We start from the raw sequence: 16110 nt of genomic DNA on the forward strand, positions 1-16110 counted from the left end.
ACCTGAAACCGTGTACGTACAAGCAGTAGGAGCCCCTCGAGGGTGACTGCGTACCTTTTGTATAATGGGTCAGCGACTTATATTTTGTAGCGAGGTTAACCGATTAGGGTAGCCGTAGGGAAACCGAGTCTTAACTGGGCGTATAGTTGCAAGGTATAGACCCGAAACCCGGTGATCTAGCCATGGGCAGGTTGAAGGTTGAGTAACATCAACTGGAGGACCGAACCCACTAACGTTGAAAAGTTAGGGGATGACCTGTGGCTAGGAGTGAAAGGCTAATCAAACCGGGAGATAGCTGGTTCTCCCCGAAATCTATTTAGGTAGAGCCTCGGACGAATACTTACGGGGGTAGAGCACTGTTAAGGCTAGGGGGTCATCCCGACTTACCAACCCTTTGCAAACTCCGAATACCGTAAAGTACTATCCGGGAGACACACGGCGGGTGCTAACGTCCGTCGTGAAGAGGGAAACAACCCAGACCGCCAGCTAAGGTCCCAAAGTCATAGTTAAGTGGGAAACGATGTGGAAAGGCCCAGACAGCCAGGAGGTTGGCTTAGAAGCAGCCATCCTTTAAAGAAAGCGTAATAGCTCACTGGTCGAGTCGGTCTGCGCGGAAGATGTAACGGGGCTAAACTATGCACCGAAGCTGCGGATTCAAACTTTGTTTGAGTGGTAGGGGAGCGTTCTGTAAGCCGTTGAAGGTGTACCGGGAGGTATGCTGGAGGTATCAGAAGTGCGAATGCTGACATGAGTAACGATAATGCGGGTGAAAAACCCGCACGCCGGAAGACCAAGGGTTCCTATCCCATGTTAATCAGGGTAGGGTAAGTCGACCCCTAAGGCGAGGCCGAAAGGCGTAGTCGATGGGAAACGGGTTAATATTCCCGTACTTGGTATAATTGCGATGGGGGGACGGAGCAGGCTAAACAAGCATGGCGTTGGTTGTCCATGTGAAAGTGAGTAGGTTGAGAGTTTAGGAAAATCCGGACTCTTAAGACTGAGACACGAGACGAGCACCTAAGGGTGTGAAGTTGTTGATGCCATACTTCCAGGAAAAGCCTCTAAGCTTCAGATTATACCGAATCGTACCCCAAACCGACACAGGTGGTCAGGTAGAGAATACTAAGGCGCTTGAGAGAACTCGGGTGAAGGAACTAGGCAAAATCGTACCGTAACTTCGGGAGAAGGTACGCTCCTATCTGTGATGAGACTTGCTCTCTAAGCGGACGGGAGCCGCAGTGACCAGGTGGCTGGGACTGTTTATTAAAAACACAGCACTGTGCAAAATCGCAAGATGACGTATACGGTGTGACACCTGCCCGGTGCCGGAAGGTTAATTGATGGGGTTAGTTTTCGGACGAAGCTCTTGATCGAAGCCCCGGTAAACGGCGGCCGTAACTATAACGGTCCTAAGGTAGCGAAATTCCTTGTCGGGTAAGTTCCGACCTGCACGAATGGTGTAACCATGGCCACGCTGTCTCCACCCGAGACTCAGTGAAATTGAAATCGCAGTGAAGATGCTGTGTACCCGCGGCTAGACGGAAAGACCCCGTGAACCTTTACTACAGCTTGGCACTGAACATTGAACCTACATGTGTAGGATAGGTGGGAGGCTTTGAAGCAGAAACGCTAGTTTTTGTGGAGCCGTCCTTGAAATACCACCCTTGTAGTTTTGATGTTCTAACGTTGGCCCCTAATCGGGGTTACGGACAGTGCCTGGTGGGTAGTTTGACTGGGGCGGTCTCCTCCCAAAGAGTAACGGAGGAGCACGAAGGTTGGCTAAGTACGGTCGGACATCGTACGGTTAGTGTAATGGTAGAAGCCAGCTTAACTGCGAGACAGACACGTCGAGCAGGTACGAAAGTAGGTCATAGTGATCCGGTGGTTCTGAATGGAAGGGCCATCGCTCAACGGATAAAAGGTACTCCGGGGATAACAGGCTGATACCGCCCAAGAGTTCATATCGACGGCGGTGTTTGGCACCTCGATGTCGGCTCATCACATCCTGGGGCTGAAGTCGGTCCCAAGGGTATGGCTGTTCGCCATTTAAAGTGGTACGCGAGCTGGGTTTAGAACGTCGTGAGACAGTTCGGTCCCTATCTGCCGTGGGCGTTTGAGAATTGAGAGGGGTTGCTCCTAGTACGAGAGGACCGGAGTGAACGAACCGCTGGTGTTCGGGTTGTCATGCCAATGGCATTGCCCGGTAGCTACGTTCGGAACTGATAAGCGCTGAAAGCATCTAAGCGCGAAGCAGGCCTCGAGATGAGTTCTCACTAGACTTTTAAAGTCTCTGAAGGGCCGTTGAAGACTACAACGTTGATAGGCAGGATGTGGAAGTGGTGCGAGCCATTAAGCTAACCTGTACTAATTACCCGTGAGGCTTAACCATACAACGCCAAACGCGTTTTATGACAGCGTAACAGACAGAAGTTAAGTTACTAAAGTAGACATTTACTTGATATCAGAATTCCAGATTTTAGTTAATTGCCAAGGCGATTAACGAACCAAATTTGCTTGGTGACAATAGCGTTTTGGACCCACCTGACCCCATGCCGAACTCAGTAGTGAAACGAAACAGCGCCGATGATAGTGTGGCATTTGCCATGTGAAAGTAGGTCATCGCCAGGCTCCAAATAAGAGAAAGCCCGATTCGAAAGAGTCGGGCTTTTTTGCGTCTTGAGCTGTCAGCTGTCAGCTGTCAGCTTTCAGACGTCAGCTTAACTGTGGGGGTGCCATGTTCAGAGACTCCCTCAGCAACACCCCCCGTAGGAGGCACTTCAGTGCCGAATTCAGACCATAACAAACATATTCATGGCTAAAGCCATTCCTACAAGTACACTTTGCCTAGAGCCTAGAGCCTAGAGCCTAGAGCCTAGAGCCTAGAGCCAGAGGAAGACGCAGTACCAAACACCCACATCGTGCGGCTGATCGCTGACGGCTGAAAGCTGATAGCTCTGTGTTGGGTTTCGCTTCGCTCTACCCAACCTTCGCCAGACCCTCTAACTTTACTCTTTCTAACTTTACTCTCGCTAACTAGCAATTCGTGACCCAATTTACCCTTTGTTGCAATTTTAGTCTTGGTTTAGTACCTGAGCTATGTAAAACTATTTGCGTTTTTAAACCACAATCAGGTGACATGAATGTCTCAAATAAAAGCTTGGAAACTTATTAGCCTGTTTTGTTTGGTAAGCTTGCTTATGGGCTGTGAGTCGAAAGAAGAGCAGCTGAAACAAACAATACAACAATCCATAGAAAAAGCTGAAGTTGAATTGAATCAACTTGGTAAAGCGCTTGATAATGGCTCTTTGCGTAATGCGACGATACTTAAACAATACGGCAAGGTGCTTGCTGAGCAGCAACCGCAACTTTCTGAGCTTGCCCGTGTAATTAGTCTTGATGCCACTCGTGAAGGGGCTATTTATTCAGGTCTTACACAACGCTTAGCAGATGTGAAGTCTACTTATCTAATACCCCCTTATGAAGATACTCTTCATCAACTTGATCTCATTCGTGATGCTGCCAAGCCATCGCTATTTCAAGATGCGCTTACTGATCCTATCAATATGCTTGCTGATATGTCGCAGGGGTCACTGGCGCGTGTTGGCGCAATTAGTGAGGCCGCTGAAGGTGAAAGTGTTGGCAACCAATTAGTTGGTAACCCTAACTATGGACAATGGCAAACGAATAGTAGCGGTACCAGCTTTTGGGTTTGGTACGGTATGTATCGCATGTTGGGTGATGTATTCGACCGAGTTGAGTATGGTCGCTGGAGCCGTCACAGAAAGTACAGCTATTACAATGACTATGGCCGTTATCGTTATTCGAGCCCAAAACAGATTAAAGCACAACAAACGGTAGAGACACGTACACGTCAGTCTTATCAACGCCAAGGTAAACAATTCACTAGTCCGTATGCCAAGAAGCGTAGTGGCGCATCTGGATTAAGCCGTAGCAGCTATACGCCGCCACGCACACGTAGTAGCTATGCTTCTAGCAGTAGTTACAGTAGAAGCTCTGGGTCATTACGTAACAGCTCGAGCAGAACATCACGTGGCATTAGCCGCGGTAAGTAGTGAAAAGAATAACCACCGGAGTTACAACACATGTATGAATTTAATGGAATAACAACTTGGTCGTTGCAAGCTTTAGCAATCGACTTTGCAATCATTATCGCTTTATTTGTCAGCCTAAAATTTATCAAAGGCTGGGTATCTAATTTACACGCTAATGATGAAATAACTGAGCGTGACAATTTTGCTTTTGGTATTAGTTTTGCGGCTGGGCTTGTGGCACTTGCTATTGTTTTAAGTGGCGTGAGCAGCGGCGCATTTGCACCGACTTTACAACAAGAAGCATTACAAATGCTAGGTTATGGTGTGATGGCGATTGTGCTTATCAAGCTAGGTCACTTCTTCCAAGACAAGGTAGCGCTTCGTAAAGTAAGCCTGCATGACGAAATTGTAAAAGGTAATGCGACTGCTGCATTGATTGATTTTGGCCATGTGGTGAGTGTGGCTATTGTTATTCGCTCAGCTTTATTTTGGGTGGCAACGGAAGGCTGGCATGGTATTCCAATTGTGATCGCAGCTTTTGCCATTGGCAGTATTGCGATGCTTCTGATCAGTCAATATCGAGTGCAGTTATTCAAGCGTACTAATCGCAGTGGTGATTGCTTACAGCAAGCGGTTATTGACGGTAACTTAGCAGTAGGTATTCGTTATGCTGGCTTTTTAGTGGGTAGTGCATTGGCATTAACGGCTGCATCAGGTATTGCTCCTTATGCGGCTGACAACATTGTAGCTAGTTTAGGTTACTGGGCATTAAGTGCTGCAGTGAGTTTAGTCGCCTTCATTTTACTACACTTAGTGACTATCAAAATCATCCTATCTGGTTGTGATATTTCAGATGAAGTGAACCGCCAGAAGAACGTGGGTGTAGCTGCTATCTCTGCAGCAATCTCATTTGCGATTGGTTCGACTATGGCAACCTTGTTAGGTGCCTAATTAAGTGTCTACTACAACAAGCGCCCCAAGTAGAGCCAATCTACTTGGGCATGACTTTCTATTAATAACAGTTATGGCCGTACTCGCTGGGTGCGGCCTTATTTATGAATACTTGCTATCTCATTATGCCGGTCGTGTCTTAGGCTCAGTCGAGAGTGCCATTTATGCCATGATTGGTACCATGATTGTGGCTATGGGTATCGGTGCCTTTTTAGCGCGATGGTTTAAAGATGCGTTTACTGCTTTCGCGTGGCTAGAGAGTATTATTGCTTTGGTCGGCATGGGCTGTATTTTAGCGATAGCGAGTGTTATCGCTGTGAGTTATTCATTACCGCATATCTTCTCTGAAATTTTCAACTTGCCTGCAGATACCGTACTTAACGGCTATGTATTTGAAAAGCTACAAGAGTGGTCTCGTTTTTTACCCTATGTGTTTGGTCTATTACTTGGGCTATTAATTGGTATGGAGATCCCGCTAATTGCGCGTATTCGCCAGCAAGTCTATGGCCGCTTTTTAGAAAATAATGCGGGAACTATTTACGGGGCGGATTATATCGGTGCCGGTGTCGGTGCTGCGATTTGGGTGAGCATTATGCTCGCAATGCCAATTATGCAAGCAGCAGCTTGGACGGCGTTGTTTAATATTATTGCTGGTCTCGTGTTTTTATGGCGCTATCATCAACATGTTCGCTTCGCTAAGCTACTGTTAGTTTGCCATGTGCTGTTGTTGGTGTTTTTTGCATTTGTGCTCGTGCTTGGCACCAGTTGGATGAAAAATCTAAGCAATGTTTTATACAAAGATAAAGTTATCTACTCGCAAGCAACTAAGTATCAGCACCTAGTTTTAACTGAGCGTTTGAGCCGCAATCAGCCCAATGCAATTACCGATCTTTACCTCAATGGCCGTTTACAATTTTCAAGTGTGGATGAGCAAATTTATCATTCTATGCTTGTCTATCCTGCTATGTTGGCTTCAAATCGTCATGACCGCGTGTTGATCATCGGGGGTGGTGATGGGCTTGCACTTCGTGATGTTTTGAAGTGGCCAGTAGAGCATGTCACCTTGGTTGACTTAGATGGTCAGCTGTTAAACTTATTTGGTAATGATGTCGGCGACTATGATGCGCCAGAGAAAATCAGAACACGTTTAACAGCGCTAAATAAGCACTCTATGAGCGATCCTCGCGCTGATATTCGTATTGCAGATGCCTTTTTAGAAGTCGAAGCAATGCTTGCCAAAGGCGAGCGCTTTGACACCATTTTAATTGACCTACCAGACCCTAATCACCCAGATCTTAATAAGATGTACAGTGATTATTTTTATAATCATGTGCGTCAGTTGTTGGCACCTGATGGGGCTGTGGCCGTGCAATCAACATCGCCTTATCATGCGAAGAAAGCATTTTTAAGTATTGCTAAAACAATGAAAGCTGCTGGCTTTGGTTATGTTGAGCAATACCAACAAAATATTCCTTCGTTCGGTCAATGGGGTTGGACTATCGCAACCACCGCTGGTAAATCAGCAAGTCAGCGAATTCGCGAAACGAACGAATTACCGGTGCCATCTCGTTGGGTAAGTAAAGAATATTTACTGGCTTCTTTTGTGTTTCCGAATCATTTTTTTGAACAAGTAAACACGATTGAAGTCAATAGATTAGGTTCTGGAACCTTATATGATTATTACCGCCAAGCGTGGCAAGTTGAAACCGAATTGTACAAAAATTGATATTTTATAGTTGACATAATATGTCGGCTATGCAAATCTTAACTCAGACATAATATGTCAAAACGTAAAAAGGTGAGACATGGAATTAAATGAACTATCAATCAAACTGGCTTCTTTTGAAACAGAAGGTGTGAGCTTTGAGTCTTTCTTGATTGCCAACGAAGGTGAACAAGATGTGTTACAAGTTATCGTCGATGGGAATGATGAGTTACCTATCTTTGTTACTCAAACAGAAGAGCAATTACTGTGTATTAGCTACCTGTTTGCTGAAAACGAAGTACAAGCAGATATGCGTAATGAGTTAAACGAAACGTTACTACGTTTAAATGTGCCAATTCCATTAAGCGCATTTGCAAAAATTGATGATAAATACGCTATTTTTGGCGCGCTATCGGTTAATTCATCGTTTGATGATATTACCCATGAGTTGGTAACACTGGCTGACAATGCGATTGATGCACTTGAAGCCGTGACCATTTATTTAAACGATTAATTAGCAATTTCTGGAGTTAAGATTATGAGTATTTTAAAGAAACTATTTACAGCTGTACGTGGTGGCGCTCGTGAAGCAGGACAAGCAGTTGTTGATGCAAACGGTATCCGTATCTTTGAACAAGAAATTGCTGATGCACAAAATGCCTTACAACGCGCTAAGAAAAGCCTTACCGAAGTAATGGCAAAAGAGATGCAAACGAAGCGTAAAATTAGCGCACTAGATGCATCAATTGCAGAACATGAAGCGTATGCAGGCCAAGCACTTGAAAAAGGCAATGAAGCTCTTGCATTAGAAATCGCAGAAAAAATCGGTGATTTTGAAGCTGAGAAAGCAGAGCACGAAGAAGTTTTAGCTGGTTTTAGTAACCACATTGTGCAACTAAAGCAGCAAGTTAAAGAAGCTGAAAAGTCGATTAAAGAAAACCAACGTCAATTAACAATGGTTAAAACGACAGAAAGTGTTCAGCAAGCAACAATGGCTGTAAACAGCACGCTGAATACTAATAGCTCATCAATGACATCAGCACGTGAGTCTCTAGAGCGTATTAAACAACGCCAGCAAGACCGCCAAGACCAGTTAGGTGCGGCTAAGCAACTAGAAGCTGATACTAACGGCGACGATTTAAAAGCAAAAATGGCTGAAGCGGGTATTGGTGATACCAACCCGAAAAGCGCGGATATTTTGGCGCGTATTAAAGCAAAACAAAATAGCTAATCAGTTAACACAAAGACAAAAGGTAACCCACTCACTGGGTTACCTTTTTTGCTTCAACAAGGAGTCAGCCAATGTTTAACTTTTTCAAATCTAAAAAAGCCCCAGAGCGTCAGCTTACTGATCCAAGCCAATTACTTGTTGGTGATATGCTAACTGTGATTGATTCGTTCGCCTACCCAAGCTGGTTAAAAGGACAGACACTGCGAGTTACTGATGTGCAAACGTATCAGTACCAACGTAGTGCAGAGTATGAGTTGGTACTCGAAAGCGAATCGGGCCAAGTGGTGTTTTTGCAAATTGAGTCAGATGACGGTGAACAGTGGGCAAACTTTGCGATCAAAATTCAACGTGATGATGTTGATGAGATTTTTACCCTTGATGAGTTCGCACGTATTTTTGATGAAGACGAATTAACGGCAATTAACGTGCAAAATAGTCCGGAGCGTTTTAGTCACTTCCTAGCATCGAGTTACAAACAATCAGAAGCACCTTATGTGTGTTACTTCCATAATAAGGACTACCGCAATAAGCCTTTACCTCGTTATGAAGATGAAGGCGGTGAACCGTGTGAAATGATCTGTTTAAGCTCTGATGATGAATCGCATAGTTTAAATATTGAGATTTGGGAAGGCGGTGAAACAGAAGTATCACTGACGTTAACCAGACCAATTAGCGATATTGTTGACTTATTTCCTGGGGATGCCAAGTGAGTGATGCAAAAGCCAAATGGCAGCGTCAGGAGCAAGCCGTTAGAGCCACGCAAATGGCGTTTGATTTAAGCTCTGAAGTGCAAAAATCAATTAAGAAGCAAGCCATTGACCAAGAGCTTACGCCATCAGATATGATCCGTAAGATTTTGGAGCTCGACGTTAAGTCAAAAAAAACCAGACAGCGTTTATCGTTTAACTTAAATGATGAAGAGATTGCCTTATTGGCTGAGCGGTTTGGTGTTACTGCTGATGATAAGCGTGCTGTGAAGCAGCGCGTGGCTGAATTACTCATTGAACACAGTAAAAAAAGCTAAGGTTTTGCCTTTACTTCTTTAAGCCCTTACACTGAGACTAGATGTTTTAAAGAAGTGGCATGACTGTGGATATTATTTTACTTGCGTATTTAGTTATTTTTGCATTATTTGGTACTGCAGCAAGTTACTTTGTTCGCTACATTTATGCTTACTGGGTGCATAATACAATGCAGGTTAAGTACATATATAAGGCCGGGATTTGTATCATCAGCGTGGTGATAGTCTCCGGCCTTATTGCATTGTTTACTTAATCTCGATTGCTTGGCACTGCTGTGAAATACACAGCGATTGTACCGGCAGAACTGGTGAGCAATCGTTAACAGTTAATGCTTGATCAGATGACTTCTCAGCCGCTGTAATTCGCTCTGCAAGTTGCTCAGCTTGCTCTTGTGTGTTGTTTAACGTTGAATAGACCACATAGCGACTTGGGCCACCACATGCTCGCTCACCAACTTCTAACACTTTACATTGAAAGCTCGCAGTACAGCTATTATTGCTAACGATATCGTTCAGCTGATCGTTTAAATCACCTAAATCAACGCGCGCAGAACTACCCGACGTTGTTGTTTCGCAACCGCTTAAAGCAATACTTGCTAATACAGTTGTGGTGATGAAAAGTTTCTTGAAAATCGATGAACGAACCATTATTGCTTATTCCTTAGTATACACTTGCCGCTGAGCCTTCGATTCTAACACAAGTATTCTCAGAACACTGCGCACCTGGTGCGGTTAGATGCTGACAAATACTCATCATGTCGTTTGCTGCGTTAAATTGCTTTTCAAGGGCGGTGATATCTTTTGCAAGTTTTTCAACCTCAGCAGTGTCCGCTGTTTTGGTTGAATAAACAATGAAACTACTTGGGCCGCCACAGGCACGACTACCAACAGGCAATACTTTACATTGGCTGCTGTTGTCACAGCTTGGATCATCGATTAATTGTTTAAGTTGCTCATGGGCAGAGCTAATAGTGGCTTTATCTGGGGCTGCTTTGGTCACTTCCTCAGAGTTTTTTATTTCAACGGCTTTTGGTGCCTCGACAAGTTTATTGCTTGTTGCCGTTGATTCGGCTTGCTCATTAGTTGCAGCGTCCGAGCACGCAGTTAATAACACAGGAAATAAAATTGCCAATAGTGGATAGCGCATAACATACCTAAAAATCGTTGAATAAGTACTCACTATCATACACATTGCTCAAAGTGGAGCAATAAAAACGTTAGCTTTCAGTAAGTAGCTCTGTATTCACAGAGCTACAATAAGATAAAAGTTTTACACCTATCTGCAATAAATAGGTATTACAAACCACCTTCGGTTAGTTTGGCTGGGTTCAGTAACTCGCTCAGTTCTTCGCGCGAAATATCAGTATGCTCAGCAGCAACATCAATAATAGGGCGACCTTCTTGATAAGCTAATTTGGCAATTTTTGCGGCTTTGCTATAGCCGATCACTGGGTTAAGTGCAGTAACCAGAATTGGGTTTTTAGCGAGCGCTTTATCAACATTGCTTTGATTTACTTTAAAGCTGGCAATCGCTTTATCTGCCAGTGCTTCACTGCTATTTGCCAACAGTTCGATACTTTGCAAAATGTTTAAGGCAATCACAGGTAGCATAACATTGAGCTCAAAGTTACCCGCTTGACCAGCCACTGTAATGGTCGCGTCATTGCCAATTACTTGTGCGCTGACCATTGCTGCCGCTTCAGGGATCACAGGGTTTACTTTACCCGGCATAATTGATGAACCTGGCTGTAGAGCTTCAAGTTCAATTTCACCAAGACCTGCAAGTGGGCCTGAGTTCATCCAGCGTAAGTCATTGGCTATTTTCATTTGTGCTACGGCAAGTACCTTTAGCTGACCAGAAAGCGCAACAATGGCATCTTGTGACCCGATGTTATAAAAGAAGTTTTTGCTTGGGCTAAAGCGAATACCTACATTCTCACTCAAGTGTTGGCAAAACTCACCAGCAAACGCTGGATCGGCATTAATACCGGTACCAACTGCTGTGCCACCTTGTGCAAGTTCACAAACTCGCTCGAGTGCTTGGCGAATCCCTGCCATTGCATGATCCACTTGTAACTGCCATGCAGCCAGTGTTTGTGCAAAACTCACAGGCATTGCATCCATTAAATGAGTGCGACCGGTTTTCACAATATGGCCCACTTCGGCTTGTTTGTTTTGTAGGCTTTGACTGAGTTTATCGAGTTTAGGAAACAGCTCATAAATGATGTTAATAGCGCTACTTACAGCAATCGCAGTGGGGATCACATCATTTGAGCTTTGTCCCATGTTCACATCATCGTTGGGGTGAATGGTTTCGCCAGCAAGTTGGCTCGCCAGCGTTGCAATGACTTCATTGGCGTTCATATTTGAGCTAGTGCCAGAGCCTGTCTGAAATACATCAACCGGAAACTCTGAAAAATGTTTACCGTCGATGATCTCTTGGCATGCTTGCTCAATGGCTTTGGCTTTGCCTTGGCTCAAATGGCCTAAAGCAGCATTACTTTGTGCGGCAGCTTGCTTAATGTAGGCGAGGGCGGTGATAAATTGCTTAGGCATGGCTAAGCCACTAATTTGAAAATTGTTGATAGCGCGTTGCGTTTGAGCTTGATACAAGGCATTCGCAGGGACTTGTAGCTCACCCATGCTATCTGATTCGGTTCTAAATTGGCTCATAAACACTCCTAAATCGGGTTAAATTCTTGGCTGAGAAGGCACGCTTCTCGCTCCAAACTGAAATACTTTTCAATACAGTTATGAGTTTTGTAGTAACGCTTTAGCGCAAGTTGCGGTTTATAAAGCTGAGCCAAACATTGTTTACGAATTGCATTATGCACTAATGAATCACACATCTTTTCAAGTAGTTCATGAAAGGTGCGTCTTAGATACAGCTCTTGCAAAATAAAGTTGTGATGCTTTTCGTAATAGCGTGCAATATTTAAACCCGCTTCAACATAGTTAGCAACAAGTGCAGGGGCATGTAGCCCTGGTCTTTGGCAAACACATTTCATTTGCCGCTGATAATGGAGCATAGCATTGTGAGAGTGCATAGAAAAACCGATTAACTGTAATGATAATTGTTATCATTACAGTTAATCGGTTTTAGTGCAAGTCTTATATAATGAAGCTAAGACTGAATGGATTAACTGTGTGTGATTAATTGTAGCCGAGAATAAAAATCTGGTCTGTTTCATGTTTTTTCGGCGCCTGTACATTTTCTTTGTTACATTGAGAAAGAAGATCGATCACGGTTGCTCTGTCGTCACAACTTGTTAAGGCGGCTTTTTCGCTTTCAGCACGTTCGCTGGCTGCAAGTGCTGCATCTACAGCGGTGTAGGGTGAGATATACATAATATTGCTCCTATTGGTTAATTCACTTATGAGATAGCATAAGCTGTACCAATATTGTTCAACATCATAACTTATTGAAAATATTGCTTTTATATTTTTAACTAATAAATTCACCGCGACTTTGCTATTTATTTTTGCTTTACTGTTGTGCACTAATTACCAAACATGGTGCACTAATTTGTATGGATAAACCCTTCTCTCAAGCCTGTGAAAACAACAAATTACCTATTTTAAACGTATTAGAAGCGTTTTTTTCTGATGTGACGGATGTATTAGAAGTCGGCTCAGGTACTGGGCAACATAGTGTGCATTTTGCAACGCATTTAGCACATTTGCAGTGGCGTTGTAGTGATCGCGAGGTTAATCACCCGGGGATTTTACAATGGCATCAAGAAGCTGCATTAACTAACTTGCATGCGCCACTTACACTTGACCTTAATGATCCTTGGCCGGTTGAAACAGTGAATGCCATTTTCACTGCGAACACAATGCACATAATTAGCTGGCCACTGGTTGAGCGTTTTTTTCAAGGTGTAGCAAAGCATTTAGCGCCTAAAGGTAAATTGTGTATTTATGGACCATTTAAGTACCAAGGTAAGTATACCAGTGCCAGTAATGCTGAATTCGATGCTTTTTTAAAACAGCAAGATGCAAATAGTGCGATTCGTGATTTTGAAGCGATTTGCCAACTTGCAGAGCAAGCTGGCTTATTCTTTGTTGAAGATGTGCAAATGCCAGCGAACAACCAATTATTGCTGTTTAAAAGGCAGTAAGCTTTCGCATTGGGCTTTATAGAGCGCCATATGTTGGCGTTCTCTAGTTATAAAATCGCTAATGGCAGCTGCAAAATCACCGTGCTGAATATGATGCAGTGAATAGGTAGATACGGGCTTAAAACCGCGACTTATTTTATGCTCACCTTGCGCGCCAGAATGGAACTGTTTAAGTTTGTTGGCAATGCAGTATTCAATGCCTTGGTAATAGCAAAGCTCAAAGTGCAAACTATCGAGCTCATAGTTCGTTCCCCAGTAACGACCATATAAACAATTCTGATCTTTAAAACTGAGTGTGGCGGCAATCACCTCTCCTTGATATTTAGCGAACATTAGCACCAGTTTGTCGGCCATGCTTTGCTGCAATAACTCGAAAAAGGCGGTATTCAAATAACCATTGTGGCCTGAGCGCTTTAAATAGGTTTGGCGGTAAAAATGACTAAATTGCTGCATGTGCTGTTTGCTGATGTCAGCACCATCTATCCATTCTACGGCTATCTGCTGTTCAGTTATTTTAGCGCGTTCTTTTTTGAGCGATTTACGCTTTCTTGCGGTGAGTGAAGCTAAAAAGTCCTCAAAGCAATTATAGCCTTCATTAAACCACTGAAACTGCACGCCATGACGTTGCATTACGGTATCGCTAGTTAATGCAGTCGCTTGTTGCTGGTGGCAAAAATTTATATGCCAACCTGACCAGCCGAACTGCGCTGCTGTTGCTGTGAGTATGTGCTGAATATACGCATAGACTTCAGCGGGCTTATTGTGATTTATACTAATTCGTTGCCCAGCAATAGGTGTGAATGGTACGCCACACAGCCATTTGGGGTAATACTCTAAGCCATGTTGTTGATAGGCTTCAGCCCAAGCCCAGTCAAATACATATTCACCATAAGAGTGGTGTTTTAGATACCCGGGTAGTAAGGCTACGACCTGTTCTTGCTGGTAAATTGCTAGGTGCATAGGTTGCCAGCCTGATTCTTTACTCACACAGCCTGTTTGTTCTAAAGCCGCTAAAAATGCGTGATCAGTAAAGGGCGTATCATCAAAAAATGATTGCCAAAGAGTGGCATCAATCTCACTTATTTGATTAAACCAGCGGTGGCTAAACTCACTCATTGTGCAGCCGATTCAATATCTTTGATGAAACCGTTGATATGCATAGCAAGCTTATCGAAATAAGGGTTAAACGTGAGTCGTGCAAAGGGTTTGTGCGCTTGTAAATTTTCGACTGTGCGTTCACCCATCACAACGTCTTTTTGGTATTTGCAGGCTGTATAAAGCGTGTCGTCATCTAAGTAGCTTCCGCAATTGCGATACAATGCTGTGCGACCGTAGTAAGGGTTGCTGGGTTTATTAACAATACTAATATGTGACATCCCTTTGATTTTTTTACAGTCATCGGTGTCGCAGTCATCACGAATTATTTGGTAATCAGCTGGAAAGCTGGCTGGGATGTTGTTGTCGTCACCATAGTATACAAGGCGATCAAGCTGGTTATTCTTGCGCGTTTTTGGGTCGTGCAGCTTAGTTAAAATCTTAAATGTCGCTTGGTTATCTATTGTGGTGTCAACATCACTAAAGGTGCTAAATATCGCTACGTTAGGGAGTTGGCGATGACGTAGTTCATCGAGGCTAATACGGCTCATTGCTTCGTGACTAGCTGAGGCTGCACTAAATGGAAACGACTCATACTTGGCAAAATCAAGATCCGCGTCTTTATCAATCCAATTCACAAATGGAATTGCATCGACCCATTTCGCCAGCCAACCGTTTTTATTGTGTGGCTCGCTTGCCGGTGAAAACAACATAGCAGCAGTAATTTTATTATCGACAGGGCCTTGAGTTAAGTAATCAATAACCAGTGCAGCGCCGGTTGAGTAGCCCCCTAATATCACCTGATCAAAGTCTTTTAATGTGCGTTCAATGGCATACACGCTAGCTTTTTGCCAATCATCGGCATCTATGTCTCTAAGTGCTGCAGGAGCGGTACCATGCCCAGGTAGTAAAATTGTGCGTACCGTATACCCTTGTTGATAATACACTTGTGCAAGGTCGTGATAGGTAAAGGGTGAGTCGGTTAAACCGTGGATCAAGAGCACGGCTTTACGGCTATCGGCCTGTTTAAGTTCAAATGGGCTTATTAAATCGGCAACAGTCGCGTTAGCTGGTCGAGCGCCTTGTGCAACAAGCTGCTGATAGGTGTCTGTGTAAACAGGGCATGGCAAACTAGCACGCGGGTTTTCGCTACTAATTTGCAGGTAAGCCGCTGTTAAATAGTCACTAAATGCTTGCTCGATATTATAGCTAAAGGTGCTATGGGTGCGTGGTAATGGCTCTCTAAACAGTCCTTCGCGCTTACTTTTCATCATCAGTTCTTGGTCTTCAAGCTGAGTAAGGCAGGTTTGTTGCTGCGCCATTAATGAGCTGCTAAATAGCCCACTGATGGCCCAAGAGATAGCAACTAAGTTGATGAATTTCATATTTTAAGCATCCTTTTAAAGCCTGTTTTTAGCTTATTGAGTTATGTTTTATTTGCAAGCAAGCTGCGTCAAGCGAGCGGTAAATGACGCTTAGTGAACGCTTGTTTTAAGACTACTGTCGATTCGATGTTAGCAATACAATCAATACTACCTAATTTATGTTTCACAAAGCTTTCATAGCTTTCTAAGTCAGCGGCAACGATCTTCAGCAAGTAATCATAACTGCCTGAAATAACAGAACACTCAAGCACATGGTCAAGCTTCTCAACCTGCTGTTCAAATTGCTCAGCAGCGGCAACTGAGTTCTGGTTTAAGCGAACAAAGGCATACACAGACACATTTAAATCAACGGCTTTAGGATTGATGGCAGCATGGTAACCACTGATCACATTTGCTGATTCGAGCTTTTTAATGCGGCGTAGGCAAGGGGTATCGGAGAGGCTAACCGAGTGTGCCAGCTCCGAGACAGAAGTTCTCGCATTATCCTGCAAAGCATTAAGTAATTGTTGGTCTTTTTTATCTAATTTCATTTTTATTTGAGTGATTTTC

Annotated in this window: 17 protein-coding genes and 2 rRNA genes (1 of these 19 running past the window's edge); 11 read left to right on the forward strand and 8 right to left on the reverse strand. The window is 43.8% G+C overall.

Annotated features, from left to right (window positions below; translation table 11 throughout):
* From KQP93_RS00200 to KQP93_RS00245, 10 genes are all read left to right on the forward strand, one after another.
* A 23S ribosomal RNA gene (locus KQP93_RS00200) occupies positions 1-2389 on the forward strand (it extends 494 nt beyond the left edge of the window).
* A 124-nt stretch (positions 2390-2513) separates the two neighbouring features.
* Positions 2514-2628, forward strand: a 5S ribosomal RNA gene (gene rrf, locus KQP93_RS00205).
* A gap of 512 nt (positions 2629-3140) precedes the next feature.
* Positions 3141-4073, forward strand: a complete 933-nt coding sequence (locus tag KQP93_RS00210; protein ID WP_217875418.1) for a CHAD domain-containing protein — start codon at positions 3141-3143, stop codon at positions 4071-4073.
* A 30-nt stretch (positions 4074-4103) separates the two neighbouring features.
* A complete protein-coding gene (locus tag KQP93_RS00215) occupies positions 4104-5003 on the forward strand; it encodes a DUF350 domain-containing protein (RefSeq protein ID WP_054563730.1) in 900 nt (299 codons plus the stop codon).
* Positions 5004-5076: 73 nt separating this feature from the next.
* Positions 5077-6729, forward strand: a complete 1653-nt coding sequence (locus KQP93_RS00220) for a polyamine aminopropyltransferase (protein WP_371319681.1) — start codon at positions 5077-5079, stop codon at positions 6727-6729.
* A gap of 79 nt (positions 6730-6808) precedes the next feature.
* A complete protein-coding gene (locus KQP93_RS00225) occupies positions 6809-7222 on the forward strand; it encodes a YjfI family protein (protein ID WP_054563728.1) in 414 nt (137 codons plus the stop codon).
* Between the two features lie 24 nt (positions 7223-7246).
* Positions 7247-7939: a PspA/IM30 family protein gene (locus KQP93_RS00230; RefSeq protein WP_130050095.1), complete on the forward strand. Its 693-nt coding sequence runs from the start codon at positions 7247-7249 to the stop codon at positions 7937-7939.
* A 71-nt stretch (positions 7940-8010) separates the two neighbouring features.
* Positions 8011-8649: a hypothetical protein gene (locus tag KQP93_RS00235; protein WP_217875419.1), complete on the forward strand. Its 639-nt coding sequence runs from the start codon at positions 8011-8013 to the stop codon at positions 8647-8649.
* The gene (locus tag KQP93_RS00240) at positions 8646-8963 is read left to right on the forward strand and encodes a hypothetical protein (RefSeq protein WP_217875420.1); all 318 of its coding nucleotides are present in this window, start codon (positions 8646-8648) and stop codon (positions 8961-8963) included. The genes KQP93_RS00235 and KQP93_RS00240 overlap by 4 nt, the downstream gene beginning before the upstream one ends.
* A gap of 65 nt (positions 8964-9028) precedes the next feature.
* A complete protein-coding gene (locus KQP93_RS00245) occupies positions 9029-9214 on the forward strand; it encodes a hypothetical protein (RefSeq protein ID WP_054554683.1) in 186 nt (61 codons plus the stop codon).
* On the opposite strand, the gene KQP93_RS00250 is transcribed toward KQP93_RS00245, so the two are convergent.
* The 5 genes from KQP93_RS00250 to KQP93_RS00270 all read right to left on the reverse strand — a co-directional run bounded on the left by KQP93_RS00250 (position 9207) and on the right by KQP93_RS00270 (position 12308).
* On the reverse strand, positions 9207-9608 hold the full coding sequence (locus tag KQP93_RS00250) for a hypothetical protein (RefSeq protein ID WP_217875421.1): 402 nt from the start codon (positions 9606-9608) through the stop codon (positions 9207-9209). The genes KQP93_RS00245 and KQP93_RS00250 overlap by 8 nt on opposite strands.
* A 13-nt stretch (positions 9609-9621) precedes the next feature.
* A complete protein-coding gene (locus tag KQP93_RS00255; RefSeq protein ID WP_217875422.1) occupies positions 9622-10107 on the reverse strand; it encodes a hypothetical protein in 486 nt (161 codons plus the stop codon).
* A 149-nt stretch (positions 10108-10256) separates the two neighbouring features.
* Positions 10257-11633 carry a class II fumarate hydratase gene (locus tag KQP93_RS00260; RefSeq protein WP_217875423.1) on the reverse strand — a complete coding sequence of 459 codons (1377 nt, stop codon included), beginning with the start codon at positions 11631-11633 and terminating at the stop codon, positions 10257-10259.
* Between the two features lie 8 nt (positions 11634-11641).
* Positions 11642-11968: a hypothetical protein gene (locus tag KQP93_RS00265; protein ID WP_058585360.1), complete on the reverse strand. Its 327-nt coding sequence runs from the start codon at positions 11966-11968 to the stop codon at positions 11642-11644.
* A gap of 145 nt (positions 11969-12113) precedes the next feature.
* On the reverse strand, positions 12114-12308 hold the full coding sequence (locus KQP93_RS00270; RefSeq protein ID WP_054554610.1) for a hypothetical protein: 195 nt from the start codon (positions 12306-12308) through the stop codon (positions 12114-12116).
* Between the two features lie 182 nt (positions 12309-12490).
* Between KQP93_RS00270 and KQP93_RS00275 the strand changes: the two genes are divergently transcribed.
* Positions 12491-13081 carry a DUF938 domain-containing protein gene (locus tag KQP93_RS00275; protein WP_217875424.1) on the forward strand — a complete coding sequence of 197 codons (591 nt, stop codon included), beginning with the start codon at positions 12491-12493 and terminating at the stop codon, positions 13079-13081.
* On the opposite strand, the gene KQP93_RS00280 is transcribed toward KQP93_RS00275, so the two are convergent.
* From KQP93_RS00280 to KQP93_RS00290, 3 genes are all read right to left on the reverse strand, one after another.
* A complete protein-coding gene (locus KQP93_RS00280; RefSeq protein WP_217875425.1) occupies positions 13058-14197 on the reverse strand; it encodes a GNAT family N-acetyltransferase in 1140 nt (379 codons plus the stop codon). The genes KQP93_RS00275 and KQP93_RS00280 overlap by 24 nt on opposite strands.
* Positions 14194-15561: an alpha/beta hydrolase gene (locus tag KQP93_RS00285; protein ID WP_217875426.1), complete on the reverse strand. Its 1368-nt coding sequence runs from the start codon at positions 15559-15561 to the stop codon at positions 14194-14196. The genes KQP93_RS00280 and KQP93_RS00285 overlap by 4 nt, the downstream gene beginning before the upstream one ends.
* A gap of 68 nt (positions 15562-15629) precedes the next feature.
* Entirely contained in the window at positions 15630-16091 is a 462-nt protein-coding gene (locus KQP93_RS00290; RefSeq protein ID WP_062566269.1) for an Lrp/AsnC family transcriptional regulator, read from the reverse strand.
* Between the last annotated feature and the right edge of the window lie 19 nt (positions 16092-16110).

Source organism: Pseudoalteromonas shioyasakiensis (assembly GCF_019134595.1).
Lineage (GTDB): Bacteria > Pseudomonadota > Gammaproteobacteria > Enterobacterales > Alteromonadaceae > Pseudoalteromonas > Pseudoalteromonas shioyasakiensis_A.

Bases quoted from the DNA above. Each gene is read 5' to 3' on its own strand.
- KQP93_RS00210 (WP_217875418.1), top strand. From the start codon at position 3,141: ATGTCTCAAATAAAAGCTTGGAAACTTATTAGCCTGTTTTGTTTGGTA.
- KQP93_RS00215 (WP_054563730.1), top strand. From the start codon at position 4,104: ATGTATGAATTTAATGGAATAACAACTTGGTCGTTGCAAGCTTTAGCA.
- KQP93_RS00220 (WP_371319681.1), top strand. From the start codon at position 5,077: ATGGCCGTACTCGCTGGGTGCGGCCTTATTTATGAATACTTGCTATCT.
- KQP93_RS00225 (WP_054563728.1), top strand. From the start codon at position 6,809: ATGGAATTAAATGAACTATCAATCAAACTGGCTTCTTTTGAAACAGAA.
- KQP93_RS00230 (WP_130050095.1), top strand. From the start codon at position 7,247: ATGAGTATTTTAAAGAAACTATTTACAGCTGTACGTGGTGGCGCTCGT.
- KQP93_RS00235 (WP_217875419.1), top strand. From the start codon at position 8,011: ATGTTTAACTTTTTCAAATCTAAAAAAGCCCCAGAGCGTCAGCTTACT.
- KQP93_RS00250 (WP_217875421.1), bottom strand. From the start codon at position 9,608: ATGGTTCGTTCATCGATTTTCAAGAAACTTTTCATCACCACAACTGTA.
- KQP93_RS00255 (WP_217875422.1), bottom strand. From the start codon at position 10,107: ATGCGCTATCCACTATTGGCAATTTTATTTCCTGTGTTATTAACTGCG.
- KQP93_RS00260 (WP_217875423.1), bottom strand. From the start codon at position 11,633: ATGAGCCAATTTAGAACCGAATCAGATAGCATGGGTGAGCTACAAGTC.
- KQP93_RS00265 (WP_058585360.1), bottom strand. From the start codon at position 11,968: ATGAAATGTGTTTGCCAAAGACCAGGGCTACATGCCCCTGCACTTGTT.
- KQP93_RS00270 (WP_054554610.1), bottom strand. From the start codon at position 12,308: ATGTATATCTCACCCTACACCGCTGTAGATGCAGCACTTGCAGCCAGC.
- KQP93_RS00275 (WP_217875424.1), top strand. From the start codon at position 12,491: ATGGATAAACCCTTCTCTCAAGCCTGTGAAAACAACAAATTACCTATT.
- KQP93_RS00280 (WP_217875425.1), bottom strand. From the start codon at position 14,197: ATGAGTGAGTTTAGCCACCGCTGGTTTAATCAAATAAGTGAGATTGAT.
- KQP93_RS00285 (WP_217875426.1), bottom strand. From the start codon at position 15,561: ATGAAATTCATCAACTTAGTTGCTATCTCTTGGGCCATCAGTGGGCTA.
- KQP93_RS00290 (WP_062566269.1), bottom strand. From the start codon at position 16,091: ATGAAATTAGATAAAAAAGACCAACAATTACTTAATGCTTTGCAGGAT.